Source organism: Floricoccus tropicus (assembly GCF_001832905.1).
GTDB classification, from domain to species: Bacteria; Bacillota; Bacilli; order Lactobacillales; family Streptococcaceae; genus Floricoccus; species Floricoccus tropicus.
On sequence record NZ_MKIR01000024.1, the window covers coordinates 1 to 18064 of the forward strand.

An 18064-nucleotide genomic window follows, 5' to 3' on the forward strand; every position below is an offset into this window, starting at 1 on the left:
TTCACAAGTTCTTTTCGTTGATTGCTTCATCCTTGACAGTGTTATTATCTTATCACTACCTAATTTATTTGTCAATAACTTTTTTAGAATTTCACAAAATCATTGTTAAACAAATAATTAATTCATCATGAGACAACTTGACTAGTTTATCACGTAGGTAAATTTGTGTCAACAATTTTTTAACAATTTTCATTTTTATTTCATAATACTGAAAATGATTTTGATAGTTTTTAAAGTATATTTTTCATATCGTTTCATAAATAGTCAGAGTTATCCAATAAGAACTTTGGTTTATTTAATTATATATTTATATGAAAATTAATAAAAGTTAATATAGATATAAGATTTTAATGTATTCAACCTCATATTTATATTTTAACTTTACATAAATATAGGTCGTCATTATTTAGATATAATTTACTTAATTAGTTTTAGAAATAAATATGTCAATATTAAGTAGTTATCTTCTATTTTTTTATTAGATATTAAGATGATTCATTATTTATGTATATATATAGAAGAAAAGTTAGTTTAAAAATCTGTATTCAACCTCAACAGTTGTACATAATTTTCTATTTTTTGATTATCTGTTGTAATAAATAAGAAATATTTGAAACCAAACTTATACATATATCCCATATCATTGTAATATTACTTTGTTTTAATATGTTTGTACAAGAAAATAAAAACAAACATATTAAAACACAAAAGGAGATTCATTTTACTTATGAATATTAAATCAATATTAGCAACTGGTGCAGTATTAGGAACGGCAGCTTTTGGTGCCACTTCAGCAAATGCAGAAACAATCTCTCATAAAATTGTATCTGGTGATACTCTTTCATCTATTTCTCAAAAATACCTTGGAAGTGCTGATTACGTTAAAACACTTGCTAGCCTGAATAAAATTCAAGATGCTAATCTAATCTATGTTGGAGAAGTAATTAAGTTTGATACTGACAACTTAACTGTGACTTTCACTAATACAAATACTAACGAAGAAAAAACTGTTTCACTTCAAGATGCTGCTCCTGCAACTCAAGAAGTTGTTACTTCTGTGACTGAGGAAGTTGTTACTCCTGCCGTAGCCCAAGCTCCTGTTGAAACTACATATACTGCACAACCTGCACAACCAGTAAAACAAGAAACTTCCTACACTGGTAATTCTTCATCTGCTAAAGAATGGATTGCACAAAAAGAATCTTCTGGTTCTTACTCAGCAACTAACGGACGTTACATTGGACGATATCAATTAGATTCATCTTATTTAAAAGGTGATTACAGCCCTGCTAACCAAGAACGTGTAGCAGATGCTTATGTTAGTGGACGTTATGGTTCATGGGAAGGTGCTCTATCTTTCTGGCAAGCAAATGGTTGGTACTAAAATAAATTTCAGTTTAATATAAAATAAATAATAACAGTATAGAGATAGATTTAAATTAAAGTATAGAGATATGAAGTAGCCTGTAAGGGCTACTTTTTTGTTTGTAAACTAATTTTCATGTTTATTAATTCATATATATGTAAATATTTGCTATTATCTTAAGTAACAAGAACTTATAAAAAATTAGAAAGTTACTTTATGAATAAAATTATAGAAACATTTATTGAGAGAAAAGACGATCTTTTCAAAGCCTTAATACAACACGTATCCATTTCATTAACAGCCTTAATCATTGCAGTAATTATTGCACTACCTTTAGCTATATTCTTTTCTCGCTATAAAAAAGGGGCTGAATTCATTCTTCAAGTAACAAGTGTTCTTCAAACTATACCTTCACTTGCATTGCTAGGTCTGCTCATCCCTTTTGTTGGTATTGGAACGACACCTGCTCTTATTGCATTGATAATATATGCTTTACTACCTATTTTCCAAAGCACATATATTGGACTTTCAGAAATTGACCCTTCATTAGAAGAGGCAGGTACTGCTTTTGGTATGAGTAGAATGCAAAAACTAGTAAAATTTGAGTTACCAATTGCTATGCCAGTAATAATTTCAGGTATTAGAACTGCCTTAGTTTTAATAATTGGAACTGCTACTCTTGCCGCTTTAGTCGGAGCTGGTGGTCTGGGTTCATTTATACTTTTAGGTATTGACAGAAATGATCCTTCGTTAACAATTATTGGGGCCACTTGTTCAGCACTTCTTGCAATAATATTCAGTAGCTTTATAAAATTTCTTCAAAATAAATCTTTTAAAACTATAATTTTAGTTATGCTTTCTTTTATTTTATTAATAAGTGGAGGTGTTCTTGTAAAAAATATTAATAATAGGCAAGCTAAGACAATAACAATTGCTGGTAAACTTGGTGCTGAACCGGAAATTATTATTAATATGTATAAGGAGCTAATTGAAGAAGAAAATCCCAATGTTGATGTTAAATTAAAGGAAAACTTTGGTAAAACTAGCTTTCTTTTCAATGCTTTAAAGGCAGGACAAATAGATATCTATCCGGAATTTACAGGAACAGTCTTGGAGAGTTTGGTCGATGTTCCACATGAAACAAAAATTGACAAAAGTGCTGAGGGTACATACAAACTTGCTAAAGAATTACTTAAAAAAGAAGATAATATGGCTTATCTTGAACCAATGGAGTATGAAAATACATACGCACTTGCTGTTAAAAAAGAATTTGCTGATAGCAATAATTTAAAAGATATAAGTGATTTAAAAAAGATTAGTCAAAATCTTAAAGGTGGCTTCACACTTGAATTTATTGATAGGGAAGATGGATTAAAAGGAATTGAAAAAACTTATAATATAGGAATACCTAGTGTTCAGTCTATGGAGCCTGCTCTTAGATATCAAGCAATTAATAAGGGAGATATCAATTTAATTGACGCATACTCTACAGACAGTGAAATAAGGCAATATAACCTAGTTACTCTGAAAGACGACAAAGGTATTTTCCCAGCCTACCAAGGCGCGCCTCTTATGACACAAAAATTTAAGGATGCTAATCCAGAAGTTGTCAAGGCTCTCGATATGTTAGCCGGTCGTGTGACTGAGGATCAGATGATAGAGATGAACTACCAGGTCAATGTTAAGGGACGTAAGACTCATGATGTCGCCCATGACTATTTAGTCAAAGAAGGACTTGTGGGGGAAAAGAAATGAAAAATATTATTGAATTCAAAGATGTAAATAAAAATTATGACCAGAAAAAGGCTCTTAAAGATATTAATTTACAAATAAGAGAGGGGGAAATTTTTGTATTAGTTGGTCCATCTGGAAGTGGTAAGACTACTAGTTTAAAGATGATTAATGGATTAATACCTGTAACAAGTGGGGAGATTTTATTCAAAGGTAAGGATATTCATGAATATGATCTTCAGAAAATGCGTTGGCAAATGGGCTATGTTTTGCAACAAATTGCTCTTTTCCCTAATATGACTGTTAAGGAAAATATTGAGCTTATACCATCTATGCTTAAATGGTCGAAAGAAGATATGAAAGATCTTGCAAGTAAATTGTTACAAGAGGTTGGGTTAAATCCTGAAAAATATCTCAAACGTTATCCCAAAGAACTATCTGGGGGAGAGCAGCAAAGAGTTGGTATTATTCGTGCTATTGCATCTAAGCCCGATATTATTCTTATGGATGAACCATTCAGTGCATTAGACCCTATCTCTCGTGAGTCCCTCCAAAATTTAGTTCTTGATATTCATCAAAATTTGCAAACAACGATTGTATTTGTAACTCATAATATGCAAGAAGCATTACTTCTAGCGGATAGAATTGCGATTATGCGAGACGGACAAATTATTCAGTGCGATACTCCAGAAAATATTTCAAATAATCCTGCTAATGATTTTGTTCGTGACTTCTTTAAGGAAACTCACAATGTTGAGGATGGAAAAGAAAGTATATTGCAATTTTTATCCAATAGACCAATGCTTGCTGCAAATATTGATGACAAAGCTCCTCAAATAAATATAAATTCAAAAATGACTGATGTATTTTCACTTCTATCAAAAAATGTCATTATCAATATAGAGGATAATGGAAAAAATATCGCTTCTTTATCACAAGATTTAGTCTTCAAATATTTAAGCGAGAAATGAGGAACATTATGAAAATAATCTCAATTGCTGCTGTCAGTGGTGGCGGAAAAACAACTATTGTAAATGCTCTTAAGAAAAAATTAGGCGATATTAATACTCTTTATTTTGATGATTATACTTTTGAATCTGAAGTCGAAAATTTCAACAATTGGGTACTAGAAGGTGCTGATTATAATGTTTGGAATCTCGAACCATTAATAAAAGACATTGAAAAAATTATTATTGAAGATAAATGTGATTTATTAATTTTAGATTATCCTTTTGCTTATTTAAATGACAAAATTAAAGGCTATATTGATTTCTCTATATTTATTGACACTCCTCTTGATATTGCATTGGCTAGAAGAATTTTAAGAGATTTTAAAAATTCCTCAGCTAGTGAAATTAGAAAAGAGTTACAAATTTATTTGAACTTTGCTCGAATTGCATTTACTCAAATGCAAAAAGATGTTCTTCCATCTTCTGATTTAGTTATTGATGGTTCAAAATCAATTGAAGAAATAGTTGATGAAATAATATTAAACTTTTATTCAATCTAAAAAACTCAAGGTCGTCCGGCCTTGAGTCTTTTTATCAATCAAATAATTTTGAAAAGAGTAATTCTTTGTCTTCATAAAAAAGTTTTAACAATTGATATGGTTTACTATCCTGATAGTTAATTTCAAGTGAACTGTCTGAATCAAGTGAGATAATTTGTGCACCTGGAAGTGAAAGCAACAATGGTGAATGTGTTGCAATGATAATCTGTGAACCCTCATCAGCAAGTTCTTTTAGACTGACCATTAGTGATAATTACCTTTGCATGGATAAAGCAGACTCTGGTTCATCTAGAATATAAAGTCCATCACCTCTAAATCTATTATTAACGAGATTTAAAAAACTTTCTCCATGTGACTGCTCATGTGATGCCTTTCCTCCCCATTCTATAAATCCATTTTCAATACCAATCCCAATATCTTGAGCATTACTTGCTACATTGTAAAAACTTTCAGCTCTAAGAAAGAAACCATCTTTAGCATGTCTAAAAGATTTAGCTAATCTTATAGAAGAATAAAGAGGTGAATGTGTATCATGAGTTGAAAAATTGAAATTTTTACTCCCCCCTTCAGGATTAAAACCCCAATTTACAGCAATTGCTTCAAGTAAGGTAGATTTTCCACTTCCATTTTCACCTGTAAATATTGTTATTGGACTAGTAAAATCAAGCTCTTTAAATTTCTTTAAACCATCGATTTCAAATAGATAAGAATCCTTATCAAATCCATCTAAATATATTCGACTGATAAAATTTTCCATGATATCTCAATCCCCCTTTTTCCAATATTCTAGCACATTATTTAATATAAGAACGTTTTTCTTTTTGATAAACAAAAATATTTGAAAGTAAGGCTACTGAAAGAAAGATTAGCATTAAAAATAGAAGATTAGTTTGGAAATTATTTGAGATGAAAACTCTATCTTGTATACTTAAGAATTCAAGTACTGATTGATTCTTAACTAGTGATAAATTACCAATCTTTGTAAGAAATGGTTTATTGAATTTATCAAAGATAAGAGGTAGTAAGTATAAACCAACTGATATGGCCAGAACAGGAAATGATGCTTTGCTTAATGATGAAAGCAATATAGTAATAGCTGATATTACCAAAAGTCCAGTGAACTGAAGTAACAATAATAAAATATACACTTGAAATTGATTTAATTCTACTGGGAAGGTAAATACTTCAAGCATAAAGTTAAGTTGTATACTAGTATTCCATCCTAGACTACTTGAATAGTATAGAAATATGGCATATGTTAATAGATTTGCTAAAATAAATATTCCGTTTGCTATCGTAAATCCTGCTAAAATCTTGGCTGAAATAAGTTTTGAACGACCGTATTTAGTTGTCAGTAATATTTGATTAATATTTTTTTCAGTATCTCCTGCAAAAATCCCTGCTAATAGAATAATAGTAAAAATAACTATAGCCATTATCACCATACTAGTAGCATTATATAAGTCATACCATCCATAATAACTACTAGTGTAGAGTGGTTTATTAAATTTAGGAAAGTTAAGGTCAGAGATTTTTTTCAAATCAATATCCTTAACTCTAAGTGTAGTACCACTTTTCACAGCTTGGTCAAGCTTAACATAAGAATTTCTATCCTCAGAACTTTTATCAAAATTATCAAATATGAACCAAGTATATACATCCATATTATTTTCTAATTTATATTTACCTGTCTTCCTTTCATCTTGAAATTTGACCATATAATCATCTATTATTTGTTTAAGTTTTTCATCTGTGAAGTCTCCTTCGTGACTTTTTGCCACCTGTTGAGCATTGTCATTTAGTCTTGATACCTCAAAATTTAGGAAGTAAATCCCTGTAAGTGCTAATAAAAAAATTACAAAAGAACCTATAAATAATTTTGTTTTTAGTATTTTTTTTATTTCAAATTTGTAAATATTAAACATTTTTATACCTCTTCCTGAAAATATCTTAAATATAAGTCCTCTAAAGTAGCATCTGCTCTCACTGCATCTCCTGCTGGCCTAGTTTCAGAGATTATTCTTAAAAGCACTCCGCCAGTATCATGTCTTTGATTGATAACTGTATATTCTTTACGGTAATCTTTGACATCACGCGCACTTACATTTACCTCCCATACCAATCCCTCAATTTCAGAAAGTAGTTCTTGTGCTGTTCCTATATTCTTAATTTGACCATTTTTCAAAATAATAATCTCGTCAGCAATATATTCAACATCTGAAACAATGTGGGTCGATAGAAGAACAATATTATCTTCAGCAATTTCACTAATCATATTTCTAAAACGAACACGTTCTTTAGGATCAAGTCCAACTGTTGGTTCATCAATAATTAATACCTTTGGATCATCTAATATAGCTTGAGCAATTCCTAATCTTTGTTTCATACCACCAGATAATGTCTTTATCTTCTTTTTGGATAAATTTCGATTAAGACCCACCTTATCTAAGACCTCAAAAGTCTTATTTTTTGCAATTTTTTTATTCATACCATTCAAGGTAGCCATGTAAAGCATGAAGTCAATCACTGTAAACTCTGGATAGTAAGAAAAATCTTGAGGAAGGTAAGCCAAGTCATCCAAAAATTCTTTATTATTTACAATATTCTTTTCATTATAAGTAATTTCACCTTTTGAAGTTCTACTAACATTACAAATCATCTCCATTAATGTTGATTTACCTGCACCGTTCGCTCCTAATAATCCGTAAAGTCCTGGTCCTAAAGTCAGATTTATGTCATCAATAACTAACTTATCTCCATAAGATTTACTTACATTTTTAATTTCTAAATTCATAATTTTTCCTTCTTTCAATTTGTATGTATTATGATTTTTTGTGTAAATTTAATTGACAATTGTGTAAATATATATGTAAATACAGCTTTACAATTTTGGTATTTTCAGTATTCTATGATTAAATATTGAACTATTTATAATTTTATCTACTATAAAAATACAAACTAGGCAACTACTTAGAGTTGATATAAATAAAGGAAAACCTTGAAACTTCTCTACCCCACTATTTTCAACACTCACTTTTATTATTTCCAAAAACATAGGATGTAGGAGGAACAATTTCTTGCTGTAGCTTCTTAAAATCCAAGATTTATTCCATTTGAATTTTGATTGGATGATTAGTAGAAATATTATCGGTACCAGAATAATTAAGCTAAAGATAAAATTTTTGTCATATCCTTGATTATTGAATATTACTTTTCCTTCCAAACAATAAATGAAGATTGAAATTATTAGTTTTACAAGGATATTTTGCTTGAAAATTTTCGCCTGCTGAAAGTCGTGAATGATAAAACCAAGGAGGATAAAGATGAAAGCAAAGAATAGACCATTTTTACTGGTAAAGAGGATGCTTTTATATTGATCGAACATTTGACCTAGAGCTGTTCCCCTGGTATATGATGAATATGTTTCTAGAGCGCCAAAGCTATAGAGGATAAATCCTAAGACTAGTAGTAATTTGTAGGATAGGTATTTTTTCAACTTTTCAACTAACCATATGGCAAATATGAGGGCTGGGAAGTACCAGAGATGGTAGCAGACACCAAGATACAATAAGGCGAAGATGAGAGCTAATGGATAGTATTTCGCCTCTATATTGAAGGTAGAGAGCATTTGTAGCCCATAGGGTAGATAGACGATCGACCATAGTAAGTACGTTTTGAGCTGACTTTTGACATACGTTGGGAGATAGTTAGGGGTAGATAGTGACATCTTACGGTAAAAGTATCCGTTTGTTATAAGAAATAGTGGGACGGCTATTCGGCAAAGTCCTGATTTTAAAATAAATTGTGCCAAGTCGTTTTCAAACATTCGTCCTGAGTGTATGAAGATTATTAATATTGATGATATAAATTGACTTATATCTAGTCCAGAATATTTTTCCTTCATATCTTTCCCTCCCCTAATATTTATATATTTAATATAAAATCTAAAGGAGTAATATTAAAGAAATGAAGAATAACATGTCAGAATTTGATGAGAAACAGTAGCTAACATGTATAAAAAAGACCCGTAACAAATTGTTGCAGGCGCGTGGTTAAGCTATTTCTAAATATATGTACTTTTTTATATGATATAATTGATTTAATAAATAAATGGAGCACGTGTCATGAAAATTGGACAAATTATAAAGGAAGAAAGAACTCATAGAGAACTTACACAAGAGGATATGGCTAACGAATTTTTCGTGACCCGCCAGCTAATCTCTAAATGGGAAAATGATAAATCTTATCCTGATCTAGAGCAAGTCGTAAAAATTTCTGAGTATTTTGACTTACCTCTTGATTATCTTTTAAAAGAAGATAAAAAAATGATTAACGAATTAAACTTCGATTCTAAAAAGAAAAAATGGATGAAGTATTTGATTTACATCCTCATCACATTAAGCTTTTATTTAGTAGCATCATTTTTATTGATATCATTTTATGATGGAACTTTTTTGACAAAAAAAGATATAGAAATTACTAAAATTGAAAAAATACTTGTACCTGAAAAGAAACTCAAAAATAGTAAAACAGGACAAGAATTAACTTTAGCTGAAGATATAGAATATACTATATACTTTAAAACTAATAAATCTTTTGTAGATTTATCTGATGTGTCAGGATATAACTTAGGTATGGATAAAAAACAAATTGTTACTCAAATACGTGTTGGTCGAAAAATATTTGGGAAAAAAATTAAGGAAGGTAAGATATTTATTCGTAGTAATCGTGAGTTATTGTCAGAATATGATTTTGAAGATGATAACACAAATATGAATAAAGACATCTACTTATACGACCCATACAAAACTAATAAAAATATTGATCGGAAAAATATTTCATCATATGCTGACCTTCTATTTACTAAAGAAGAACTTGATAAACTCCCTATAACTAAAGGAAAGATACCCTATTAATTTGTTGGGCATCTTATTTTTTAAATATATCCAGAGCGTAACTAGTCATACCAACTAGATCTTTTTGCTCACAGGTGGCAAGATGATAATTCAAATACAATTGAAATTCTTCATAACTCATTACGTTGATTTCTTTTTCTAAAAGTGCAGCAGAACCATCGGTAACTATGTAATGAAGCCTTGTTACTGGAAAACTCTACATTAATTCATCTATATCTTTTTTACGAACCAAATCAAATAAATTTTCTTCTTTATAATTGGCAGCAAAGCTTTCACTATCTAAAATTCCTTGATTGATATAACCCTGTACATCAAAATATCAATGTTTTAATCCCTCATTAATCACACATATATCTGAAATTAAATGTGCATTAAATATTAAACCACCTTTTTTTTGTAACACTCAGTGCTTCACTAATAGCTTGTTTTTTATCTTTAACATTATACAAATGGTATAAGGGACCTAAGAGCAAAGTTATATCATATTTATTATCAGAAATCATTGACAAATCTAGTGCATTTACTTGCTTAATTGAAATATTTTCATCCTGCAAAGTATTTTTTTGAAAAATTTCTATATTATGTTCTATCAATTCAACAGCATCAACTCTATAACCCAATCTCGCAAGAATATGAGAGTATCTACCAGTACCTGCTCCGATTTCAAGAATTTTATCATTTGTTTTTAAATATTTTTCTATATAAGTCATAGTAGTAATAAATTCGATACTACCTAATCTTGAAGACATTCTATTATCTTCATTATAACTGCCATAAAAATCTATTAAATATTGATTTATTTCCATTCTCCTTCTCCTATGTTAGTCATTTAAAATCGAAAGAGAATATAAGGACTTTGATTCAAACTTAAACGACTAAAAACCGCTCGTTTTAGTTCTTCATGCGATGTTCCATTCTAATTCCAAATTACCATATCCTAATTTCCAAAATAAGATGTAAAAGCAGAATCATATTATCTATTTGTTCAGCTTTCCATTTTCCAGTTTTAATATTTGATCAAAGTTTCCTAAAAATTCTTTACTATTGGAATGGGTAACTACGATAATTATCTTATTTTCTATTTTTCCAATGGCTTCAGATATTAGATTCTCATTGATTGAATCTAGTCCACTTGTAGGTTCATCAAAAATCAATACATTAGCATCCCTATATAGTGCTCGTGCAATGTCTAAACGTCTTTCTTCTCCACCAGATAATTTAGTTTCAGCTGTAAGTTTAGTATCAATCCCAGCTTCAAAGCCTAAAATTAATTTAGATAATCCTGCCTTCTCTAGACATATCTTAACTTTCTCAGCATCAACTGGACCAAACATTGTAATATTTTCAGCAATACTTGCAGGGAAAATTGCAGTTTTTTGAGGTACGTATGCTATGTGGTCGTAATAATCATAAGAACTCATCTCTTGCAAATTGAGACCATTAACTTTTATAGATCCTTTATCAGGTTTGATAATCCCCATTAAAATTTTAAGGAGGGTACTTTTACCAGCTCCACTCTCACCTTTTATTGCATATTTTTTATTTTTATCAAATTCACAGTTTAATTTATCAAAAAGCTCTTTTCCTTTTACTGAGTAGGTAATATTATCTAAATATAACTTTATTATTTCTTCAGAAAAAGAATGTTCTTTTTCATCACTAGTAATTTGATCTTGATTAATAGTATTAAAGTAATCCTGTACAACTTCTTTACTAGACGATAAATCAGTAACTAGCTCACTCAAGTACTGTATAGGACCTGCCACTGTATTCATAAGAGTCGTCATAGCAATCAAACCTGGAACTGTAAGTTGTTTATTAAAAACAAAAATACCTCCAATAATCCATGTCCCAGAATAAACAATATTGCTTAAGCCGTAAGAAATAGCAATAGTTTTACCTTCCTGCTTTTTGAATTCATCGTTGGAATCCTTCATATTTTGACTTGCTTGACCAAGAATCTTACTGAAGATTTTTTGAGAATTAGTAATTACAACGGTTGAAATATTTCTTGAAAAGCTTTCAAAGGCGGACAAATAATTCTTTTTTGCCTTCTGATAATCTTTTTTATTACCAGATAGTATTTTTTGATTAATCAATGGTGCAAGAAAAGGAACAAAACAAACTACCAGCATTATAATAGTAAGTACACCTTGGAGGTAAAAGGCACCCACTAAAGAGAAAATAAATAAGAATGAAGTCTGGATAATTGATAATATTGGACGTAAATACTCATTTTCAATTACATCTAAGTCATTTACCAATCTGCTTGTTCTAACAGCTGGATCCTCTTTATTTAGCTCATATAGATCTTGTTTTAAATAGTAAGCAGATAAATCTTTTCTCATTGAATTCATAATTGAATTGACTAGAACTGATTTTTTATACCTTGGAATATAATCAAAATAGGCATCAAAAATTAAATATACAACAGCAAATACTGCAACTAAAATAAACTTTTTAAAACTATTTCCTAAGGCGGCTGATGTCAGAGCACTATAAAGGAATCCTATGCCTGCTGAAAATAAAGAAGTGACAATAGCAGCCAATAAATATATAATAAATTCGTTTTTGTGATTTTTAAAATATTTTTTCATAAATATGCTTATCAACTACAGGTAAAATTTAAATAGATTAAGAAATTATATATATGAATATCCCCACTACCTTATAATTTGATATTTCTCCTAATTTTGATTATATAAAAATTTATAAACTTAAACAAGTAATATCTAAATTTTCTAATAATTTACTTTAATAACTACTATGAATTTAGATTTTTTATAACCGATTACAAAAATACTATATAATAGTAAATAAAAAAAGAACCCGTTTCCAGATTCTTAATTATGGGCACAAGTGGACTCGAACCACCGACCTCACGCTTATCAGGCGTGCGCTCTAACCAGCTGAGCTATGCGCCCTATTTTACCTAAAAGAGTTTTACAAAAAAAAATGAACCGAAGTTCAAAGCGGGTGACGAGAATCGAACTCGCGACAACAGCTTGGAAGGCTGTAGTTTTACCACTAAACTACACCCGCTTATTATTAAAAATGGCGCGAGACGGAATCGAACCGCCGACACATGGAGCTTCAATCCATTGCTCTACCAACTGAGCTACCGAGCCATATCGGTGTTTACCGCTCTTACCAATGTAAGTATTGCGGGAGCAGGATTTGAACCTACGACCTTCGGGTTATGAGCCCGACGAGCTACCTAACTGCTCCATCCCGCGATATTAAAAAGGAGGATAAGGGATTCGAACCCTTGCACGCTCTTACACGCCTGACGGTTTTCAAGACCGTTCCCTTCAGCCGGACTTGGGTAATCCTCCATAAATAGTCCGTACGGGATTCGAACCCGTGTTACCGCCGTGAAAAGGCGGTGTCTTAACCCCTTGACCAACGGACCATTTGTTGTTAGAGATTTCTCTCTACTCCGGCAGTAGGACTCGAACCTACGACATCATGATTAACAGTCATGCGCTACTACCAACTGAGCTATGCCGGATTATAACTTGGCACCTACCTTATCTCACAGGGGGCAACCCCCAACTACTTCCGGCGTAATGAGACTTAACTTCTGTGTTCGACATGGGAACAGGTGTATCTCTCATGCAATTAGTACCAAATTAATGGGCACAAGTGGACTCGAACCACCGACCTCACGCTTATCAGGCGTGCGCTCTAACCAGCTGAGCTATGCGCCCTAATTCTTTAAGAATTAAGTTATAAAAATTTGAACCGTGGTTCAAAGCGGGTGACGAGAATCGAACTCGCGACAACAGCTTGGAAGGCTGTAGTTTTACCACTAAACTACACCCGCTTATTATTAAAAATGGCGCGAGACGGAATCGAACCGCCGACACATGGAGCTTCAATCCATTGCTCTACCAACTGAGCTACCGAGCCATATCGGTGTTTACCGCTCTTACCAATGTAAGTATTGCGGGAGCAGGATTTGAACCTACGACCTTCGGGTTATGAGCCCGACGAGCTACCTAACTGCTCCATCCCGCGATATTAAAAAGGAGGATAAGGGATTCGAACCCTTGCACGCTCTTACACGCCTGACGGTTTTCAAGACCGTTCCCTTCAGCCGGACTTGGGTAATCCTCCATAAATAGTCCGTACGGGATTCGAACCCGTGTTACCGCCGTGAAAAGGCGGTGTCTTAACCCCTTGACCAACGGACCATTTGTTGTTTGCCCGTCTCTCAACGGTACTTTATTATTATATATTATTTTTGGTATTTGTAAAGAGTAAATTTAAACTTTTTTTAAATTTACTCTAAAATAACGTCATATGCTTTAATAGCAATACCTGATAAGGCCTGTAAATTTTGGAATAATAGCAAAATCCATGCAAATGCTAAAATAAATGCAATCAATTCAAATGCTGTTAAAGATAAATAACCAACATTTTGGAATAAAACATCAGCAACAACTAAAAGAGCTGCAATTCCATAAGATATTGTTAAAAATTCTTTTTTTACATTTGGTAATAACCAACGAAGACCAATTATCATTATGACAATCATGTAAACTAACATATTTGCTGACTTGTCATGCAAGATATGCCAATACGTATCTTTATTATTTGGAAAAATACCAACGCCCGCTAAGCTAAGTGCCGTAATTGTCATTAATACTCGCAAAATCATTAATCCTGTATTTTTAGGCATATTTTCTTTTAAAACACTAAAAATATAATCTGTAAGTGTAAGAAGTAAAAATGCTGATAGGATAAGGGTCAAATTAAATTGCCATGAAGAAGCTGCATTTGCTGTGCCAAGAAAACTAAGGTTAACCTGCCACCACTGTAAATTTCTATTAGAGATCATTGCCATAAACACCCCACCAATAATTACAACTGTAAATAAGGTTATTATTCTAGTTGGTGTGATAGTTACTGCAAAGTAGATCATTAGATAGTTAATAACTGCAACAAAAATAAAGAATAAAAATGTTGATGTATATATATCAAACTTAGCACCTTCAAAAATAATACTAAATAGCCAAAATATAGCCAATAAAACCATTCCTAGCATAACAGCAAATGAAATTAAAAGAACTGGGAAATTTCTCCAATATATATTCTTTAAGTTTTTTTGAGCACTCCTTTTACCTTTAATAAAGAAAATAGCAAATGAGATTATACCTGTTAAAAGCCCTAAAACAATTGTCATTGTAGAAATTGAAACTGTATTTGCTCCTGTAAAAGAAATATAATTTATTTTTTCATAAAATCTAAAATATATAAAAAATGCAATGCTAGCCAAAATAGATGGAACAAGGAACCATCTCAAAGAAATATTTTGTCCACTTTGAATATTCTCTAATTTTTCAATAACAATTCTATCGCCATCAATTTTTACTTGCAATTCATCAGCAGAGTGTAAGTTCAAATCATTTTTTACCTCTTCTGGTAACTGTATCTTAGTTTCAGTCATTAATAATCTCCTATAAATTAAACTCTAATTGTTTTAATTATAAACTATAAAATTTTATTACTCAAATTTAAAAAGACCAAGTATAATTTACTTGATCTTTCTAAATTTATTTATTATTGAGCTGAATAGTTAGGAGCTTCTTTAGTTATTTGAACATCATGTGGGTGACTTTCTTTAAGACCTGCACCACTCATTTCGATAAACTGAGCATTGTCATGTAATTCTTGAATATCTCCTGCTCCAACATATCCCATACCTGCTTTAATACCACCAAGCATTTGGAATACAATATCAGTTGCACTACCTTTATAGGCAACACGTCCTTCAATTCCTTCAGGGACCAACTTGTTAGCTTCATTAACAGAACCTTGGAAGTAACGGTCACTTGAACCCTTCTTCATAGCTCCAAGACTTCCCATTCCACGATATGTTTTAAACTTACGACCTTGATAAATCTCAAATTCACCTGGAGATTCATCTGTACCTGCAAGCATTGAACCAAGCATTACTGCATTTCCACCTGCTGCAAGAGCTTTAACTATATCTCCTGAATATTTAATACCACCATCAGCGATAATTGTTTTACCATATTCACGCGCAACACTTGCTGCATCGTAAATAGCTGTAATTTGAGGAACACCAACTCCTGCAACAACACGAGTTGTACAAATTGAACCTGGACCAATACCAACTTTAACTACATCAACTCCTGCATCGTAAAGAGCACGTGCTCCTTCTGCAGTAGCAATATTACCAGCGATAAGAGTCTTATCAGGGAAGTGTGCACGAATTTCAGCAATTTTACGTAGTACGCCTGCTGAGTGTCCATGAGCAGTATCAATAACAATTGCATCAGCTCCTGCTTCAAATAAAGCTTCTGCACGATCAAATGTATCACTTGTTACACCTACAGCACCTGCAACAATTAAACGTCCATGTTCATCTTTAGCAGAATTAGGGAACTCAATAACGCGTTCAATATCCTTAATTGTAATAAGACCGCTTAGACGTCCTTTTTCATCAACTAATGGAAGTTTTTCGATTTTATGTTTTTGTAAAAGTTTTTCAGCATCTTTCAAAGTAGTCCCAACTGGTGCTGTAATTAGCTCCTCTGTAGTCATAACATCTTTGATAGATTGAGAATAATCATCAACGAAGCGTAAGTCACGGTTAGTAAGGATACCAACAAGTTTACGATTTTCTAAAGTTTCAACGATTGGCACACCACTAATACGGTATGTAGCCATTAGATTTTCAGCTTCTTCAACAGCATGATCAGGTGTTAGGAAAAATGGATCTGTAATTACTCCAGATTCACTACGTTTAACCTTACGAACTTCTTCAGCTTGTTGTTCAATTGACATATTTTTATGAATAACACCAAGTCCACCTTGACGAGCAAGTGAAATTGCCATAGCAGATTCAGTAACTGTATCCATAGCGCTTGATAAAATTGGAATATTTAATGTCAAATTACTAGCAAGTTTAACCTGCATATTTACTTCGTTTGGTAAAACTTCACTTCTTGCTGGAATTAATAAAACATCATCAAATGTAAAGCCTTTTTTCAAAAATTTACTGTCCCAATTTGACATTAGATTCTCCTTTTTTCTATACGAATTTTTTTTATTTTTCCTATGATAACATTTTACACCTAAAGGTCAATACAATAAAACCTTTTGATATGTTCTTTTAATATCTTTCTTTTACTTCTTTTCCTCACCATATAGAATACAAATTAAAGCTGCAAATGGAATCATTAAAAGAAAGATTGTATTACTTCCCATATAATTACTTAATTTGGCTGATAGATATGCTCCAAATGCAAAAGCCAGTACCACCAAAAAGGTATTTCTTGCTTTTCTGATATATATAGGGTCTCTCTCACTTATACCTTGAGCAAGAAAAACTGAGAAACTTTTTAAATTTCCCGTCATCATGATATTTGCATATGGTGTTCCACGAACATGTTTAAAAGTTTCCGCCTGGATTGCAGCAAAGAATGCTAAAAGTGCAACGGTTAATTGATTGTAAGATGTCATTGAAGACAGACCAATAATAAAAATACCTATAAACATTAAGGTTGCAGATGTTAAGTACCATGGACCTCGCTTCTCTGTAATTTTTTTTCTTATAAAGTATGTAAACATCGCCCCTAGTATAAAACATACAATCGGTAAAAGGTAACTTAATGCACTCCAATACCTACCAGCAGCTAGCTCCATCATAAGATAAATCATATTTCCTGTCTGCATACCAGAGAAATGTCCACCTTGCGTTTTAAAACTATAAGCGTCCATAAAACCTCCGATAAAAGTCAGCATGGATGCTGTCCTCAGTCGTTCAGCCATATGGTAACTCTTTTTATTCATTTGTAACTCCTTAAATTTTTTATTACTTGTGATACTCACTACCACGATTTATCATCTGAGCTCGATAAATCTGTTCAACTAGAACTAATCTCATTAATTGATGAGGAAGCGTAAATCTACCAAAAGAAATTTGTAAATCTGCTCTCTTATAAACGTCATCTGATAATCCAAGTGATCCTCCAATCAAAAAGACAACATTCTGTGCGCCGTAGATTTCAAAATCTTTCATTTTCTCAGCTAATTCCTCACTGGTCATTAATTTCCCTTTAATAGCTAAGACAATAAGTTTATCTTGGGGAGAAATTTTTTCAAGAATTTTTTGTCCCTCTTTATTTTTGACAAGTTCTTTTTCCTTATCACTTGCTTTATCTGGGATCTTTTCATCTGATAGTTCAATAACCTCAAGTGGGAGCATGGTAGTCATTCTTTTTTTGTATTCATCTATTCCTTGCTTAAGATATTTTTCTTTTAGTTTTCCAACTACTACTAATTTTAATTTCATAAATTTATTTTATCATAGTTTTCCCCAATGAAAATACTTTTGAAAGCTTTATTTATCAACAATTACTAAAAACCATCCACATTTCTGTGGAAAACTTTTAATCTTTTCCACTTACTAACAGAATTGAGCAAAGTTATTAACAAAAATGTGGATAACTTTGCTTAACATTTTTATTTATAAGGCTTTTAAGGTATTATTAAGTTTGTGGAAATAAA

16 protein-coding genes, 13 tRNA genes and 1 rRNA gene are annotated in these 18064 nt (G+C 31.7%); 5 read left to right on the forward strand and 25 right to left on the reverse strand.

The genetic code is table 11. The annotated features are described in order from the left end of the window. The first annotated feature begins 727 nt into the window (after positions 1-727). The 4 genes from apf (at position 728) to BG261_RS08015 (ending at position 4607) form a co-directional block, all read left to right on the forward strand. A complete protein-coding gene (apf, locus tag BG261_RS08000; RefSeq protein ID WP_070792834.1) occupies positions 728-1384 on the forward strand; it encodes an aggregation-promoting factor in 657 nt (218 codons plus the stop codon). 198 nt (positions 1385-1582) lie between these two features. Next, positions 1583-3121, forward strand: coding sequence for an ABC transporter permease/substrate-binding protein (locus tag BG261_RS08005; protein WP_070792835.1), 1539 nt, complete (start codon positions 1583-1585; stop codon positions 3119-3121). Further along, positions 3118-4068 (forward strand): ABC transporter ATP-binding protein, encoded by a 951-nt coding sequence (locus BG261_RS08010; protein ID WP_070792836.1) that lies wholly within the window; start codon positions 3118-3120, stop codon positions 4066-4068. The genes BG261_RS08005 and BG261_RS08010 overlap by 4 nt, the downstream gene beginning before the upstream one ends. Before the next feature lie 8 nt (positions 4069-4076). Continuing rightward, a complete protein-coding gene (locus tag BG261_RS08015) occupies positions 4077-4607 on the forward strand; it encodes a nucleoside/nucleotide kinase family protein (protein WP_075201860.1) in 531 nt (176 codons plus the stop codon). A gap of 34 nt (positions 4608-4641) precedes the next feature. Here BG261_RS08015 and BG261_RS11635 read toward each other — a convergent pair whose 3' ends face one another. The 5 genes from BG261_RS11635 to BG261_RS11755 form a co-directional block, all read right to left on the reverse strand. After that, positions 4642-4851 (reverse strand): hypothetical protein, encoded by a 210-nt coding sequence (locus tag BG261_RS11635; RefSeq protein ID WP_233278919.1) that lies wholly within the window; start codon positions 4849-4851, stop codon positions 4642-4644. Between the two features lie 9 nt (positions 4852-4860). Next, entirely contained in the window at positions 4861-5364 is a 504-nt protein-coding gene (locus BG261_RS08020) for an AAA family ATPase (protein WP_233278920.1), read from the reverse strand. Positions 5365-5401: 37 nt separating this feature from the next. Then, on the reverse strand, positions 5402-6532 hold the full coding sequence (locus BG261_RS08025) for an ABC transporter permease subunit (RefSeq protein ID WP_070792838.1): 1131 nt from the start codon (positions 6530-6532) through the stop codon (positions 5402-5404). 2 nt (positions 6533-6534) lie between these two features. Next, the gene (locus BG261_RS08030) at positions 6535-7401 is read right to left on the reverse strand and encodes an ATP-binding cassette domain-containing protein (RefSeq protein WP_070792839.1); all 867 of its coding nucleotides are present in this window, start codon (positions 7399-7401) and stop codon (positions 6535-6537) included. Between the two features lie 87 nt (positions 7402-7488). After that, positions 7489-8511, reverse strand: coding sequence for an acyltransferase family protein (locus BG261_RS11755; protein WP_070792840.1), 1023 nt, complete (start codon positions 8509-8511; stop codon positions 7489-7491). A 220-nt stretch (positions 8512-8731) separates the two neighbouring features. On the opposite strand from BG261_RS11755, the gene BG261_RS08040 reads away from it, so the two are divergent. Further along, on the forward strand, positions 8732-9523 hold the full coding sequence (locus tag BG261_RS08040; RefSeq protein ID WP_070792841.1) for a helix-turn-helix domain-containing protein: 792 nt from the start codon (positions 8732-8734) through the stop codon (positions 9521-9523). A 371-nt stretch (positions 9524-9894) separates the two neighbouring features. Here BG261_RS08040 and BG261_RS11585 read toward each other — a convergent pair whose 3' ends face one another. The 20 genes from BG261_RS11585 to rlmH all read right to left on the reverse strand — a co-directional run bounded on the left by BG261_RS11585 (position 9895) and on the right by rlmH (position 17849). Next, positions 9895-10329: a class I SAM-dependent methyltransferase gene (locus BG261_RS11585; protein WP_206598620.1), complete on the reverse strand. Its 435-nt coding sequence runs from the start codon at positions 10327-10329 to the stop codon at positions 9895-9897. A gap of 171 nt (positions 10330-10500) precedes the next feature. Further along, on the reverse strand, positions 10501-12120 hold the full coding sequence (locus BG261_RS08050) for an ABC transporter ATP-binding protein (RefSeq protein ID WP_070792842.1): 1620 nt from the start codon (positions 12118-12120) through the stop codon (positions 10501-10503). 253 nt (positions 12121-12373) lie between these two features. After that, positions 12374-12447, reverse strand: a tRNA-Ile gene (locus BG261_RS08055). Positions 12448-12494: 47 nt separating this feature from the next. Beyond that, positions 12495-12565 (reverse strand) — tRNA-Gly (locus BG261_RS08060). Positions 12566-12578: 13 nt separating this feature from the next. Then, a tRNA-Phe gene (locus tag BG261_RS08065) sits at positions 12579-12651 on the reverse strand. Between the two features lie 34 nt (positions 12652-12685). Further along, positions 12686-12759 (reverse strand) — tRNA-Met (locus tag BG261_RS08070). A gap of 9 nt (positions 12760-12768) precedes the next feature. Further along, positions 12769-12858, reverse strand: a tRNA-Ser gene (locus tag BG261_RS08075). Positions 12859-12863: 5 nt separating this feature from the next. After that, positions 12864-12935: transfer RNA gene (locus BG261_RS08080), tRNA-Glu, on the reverse strand. 25 nt (positions 12936-12960) lie between these two features. Further along, positions 12961-13034 (reverse strand) — tRNA-Asn (locus BG261_RS08085). 5 nt (positions 13035-13039) lie between these two features. Next, positions 13040-13155: ribosomal RNA gene (gene rrf, locus BG261_RS08090) — 5S ribosomal RNA — on the reverse strand. A 4-nt stretch (positions 13156-13159) separates the two neighbouring features. After that, positions 13160-13233 (reverse strand) — tRNA-Ile (locus tag BG261_RS08095). A gap of 45 nt (positions 13234-13278) precedes the next feature. Further along, positions 13279-13349, reverse strand: a tRNA-Gly gene (locus BG261_RS08100). A gap of 13 nt (positions 13350-13362) precedes the next feature. Beyond that, positions 13363-13435: transfer RNA gene (locus BG261_RS08105), tRNA-Phe, on the reverse strand. 34 nt (positions 13436-13469) lie between these two features. Next, positions 13470-13543 (reverse strand) — tRNA-Met (locus BG261_RS08110). Positions 13544-13552: 9 nt separating this feature from the next. Beyond that, positions 13553-13642: transfer RNA gene (locus tag BG261_RS08115), tRNA-Ser, on the reverse strand. A gap of 5 nt (positions 13643-13647) precedes the next feature. Further along, positions 13648-13719 (reverse strand) — tRNA-Glu (locus BG261_RS08120). A gap of 89 nt (positions 13720-13808) precedes the next feature. Further along, positions 13809-14975: a DUF998 domain-containing protein gene (locus BG261_RS08125; protein ID WP_070792843.1), complete on the reverse strand. Its 1167-nt coding sequence runs from the start codon at positions 14973-14975 to the stop codon at positions 13809-13811. A gap of 113 nt (positions 14976-15088) precedes the next feature. Continuing rightward, on the reverse strand, positions 15089-16570 hold the full coding sequence (gene guaB, locus BG261_RS08130; protein ID WP_070792844.1) for an IMP dehydrogenase: 1482 nt from the start codon (positions 16568-16570) through the stop codon (positions 15089-15091). 111 nt (positions 16571-16681) lie between these two features. After that, on the reverse strand, positions 16682-17326 hold the full coding sequence (locus tag BG261_RS08135; RefSeq protein WP_158007194.1) for a YoaK family protein: 645 nt from the start codon (positions 17324-17326) through the stop codon (positions 16682-16684). 43 nt (positions 17327-17369) lie between these two features. After that, on the reverse strand, positions 17370-17849 hold the full coding sequence (gene rlmH, locus BG261_RS08140; protein ID WP_070792846.1) for a 23S rRNA (pseudouridine(1915)-N(3))-methyltransferase RlmH: 480 nt from the start codon (positions 17847-17849) through the stop codon (positions 17370-17372). Between the last annotated feature and the right edge of the window lie 215 nt (positions 17850-18064).

Excerpts from the sequence above, each read along its gene's own strand:
- BG261_RS08020 (WP_233278920.1), bottom strand. The coding sequence starts at position 5,364 with ATGGAAAATTTTATCAGTCGAATATATTTAGATGGATTTGATAAGGAT.
- rlmH (WP_070792846.1), bottom strand. The coding sequence starts at position 17,849 with ATGAAATTAAAATTAGTAGTAGTTGGAAAACTAAAAGAAAAATATCTT.
- BG261_RS08050 (WP_070792842.1), bottom strand. The coding sequence starts at position 12,120 with ATGAAAAAATATTTTAAAAATCACAAAAACGAATTTATTATATATTTA.
- BG261_RS08125 (WP_070792843.1), bottom strand. The coding sequence starts at position 14,975 with ATGACTGAAACTAAGATACAGTTACCAGAAGAGGTAAAAAATGATTTG.
- BG261_RS08005 (WP_070792835.1), top strand. The coding sequence starts at position 1,583 with ATGAATAAAATTATAGAAACATTTATTGAGAGAAAAGACGATCTTTTC.
- BG261_RS11635 (WP_233278919.1), bottom strand. The coding sequence starts at position 4,851 with ATGGTCAGTCTAAAAGAACTTGCTGATGAGGGTTCACAGATTATCATT.
- BG261_RS08135 (WP_158007194.1), bottom strand. The coding sequence starts at position 17,326 with ATGGCTGAACGACTGAGGACAGCATCCATGCTGACTTTTATCGGAGGT.
- BG261_RS08015 (WP_075201860.1), top strand. The coding sequence starts at position 4,077 with ATGAAAATAATCTCAATTGCTGCTGTCAGTGGTGGCGGAAAAACAACT.
- guaB (WP_070792844.1), bottom strand. The coding sequence starts at position 16,570 with ATGTCAAATTGGGACAGTAAATTTTTGAAAAAAGGCTTTACATTTGAT.
- BG261_RS11585 (WP_206598620.1), bottom strand. The coding sequence starts at position 10,329 with ATGGAAATAAATCAATATTTAATAGATTTTTATGGCAGTTATAATGAA.
- BG261_RS08025 (WP_070792838.1), bottom strand. The coding sequence starts at position 6,532 with ATGTTTAATATTTACAAATTTGAAATAAAAAAAATACTAAAAACAAAA.
- BG261_RS08010 (WP_070792836.1), top strand. The coding sequence starts at position 3,118 with ATGAAAAATATTATTGAATTCAAAGATGTAAATAAAAATTATGACCAG.
- BG261_RS08030 (WP_070792839.1), bottom strand. The coding sequence starts at position 7,401 with ATGAATTTAGAAATTAAAAATGTAAGTAAATCTTATGGAGATAAGTTA.
- BG261_RS08040 (WP_070792841.1), top strand. The coding sequence starts at position 8,732 with ATGAAAATTGGACAAATTATAAAGGAAGAAAGAACTCATAGAGAACTT.
- BG261_RS11755 (WP_070792840.1), bottom strand. The coding sequence starts at position 8,511 with ATGAAGGAAAAATATTCTGGACTAGATATAAGTCAATTTATATCATCA.
- apf (WP_070792834.1), top strand. The coding sequence starts at position 728 with ATGAATATTAAATCAATATTAGCAACTGGTGCAGTATTAGGAACGGCA.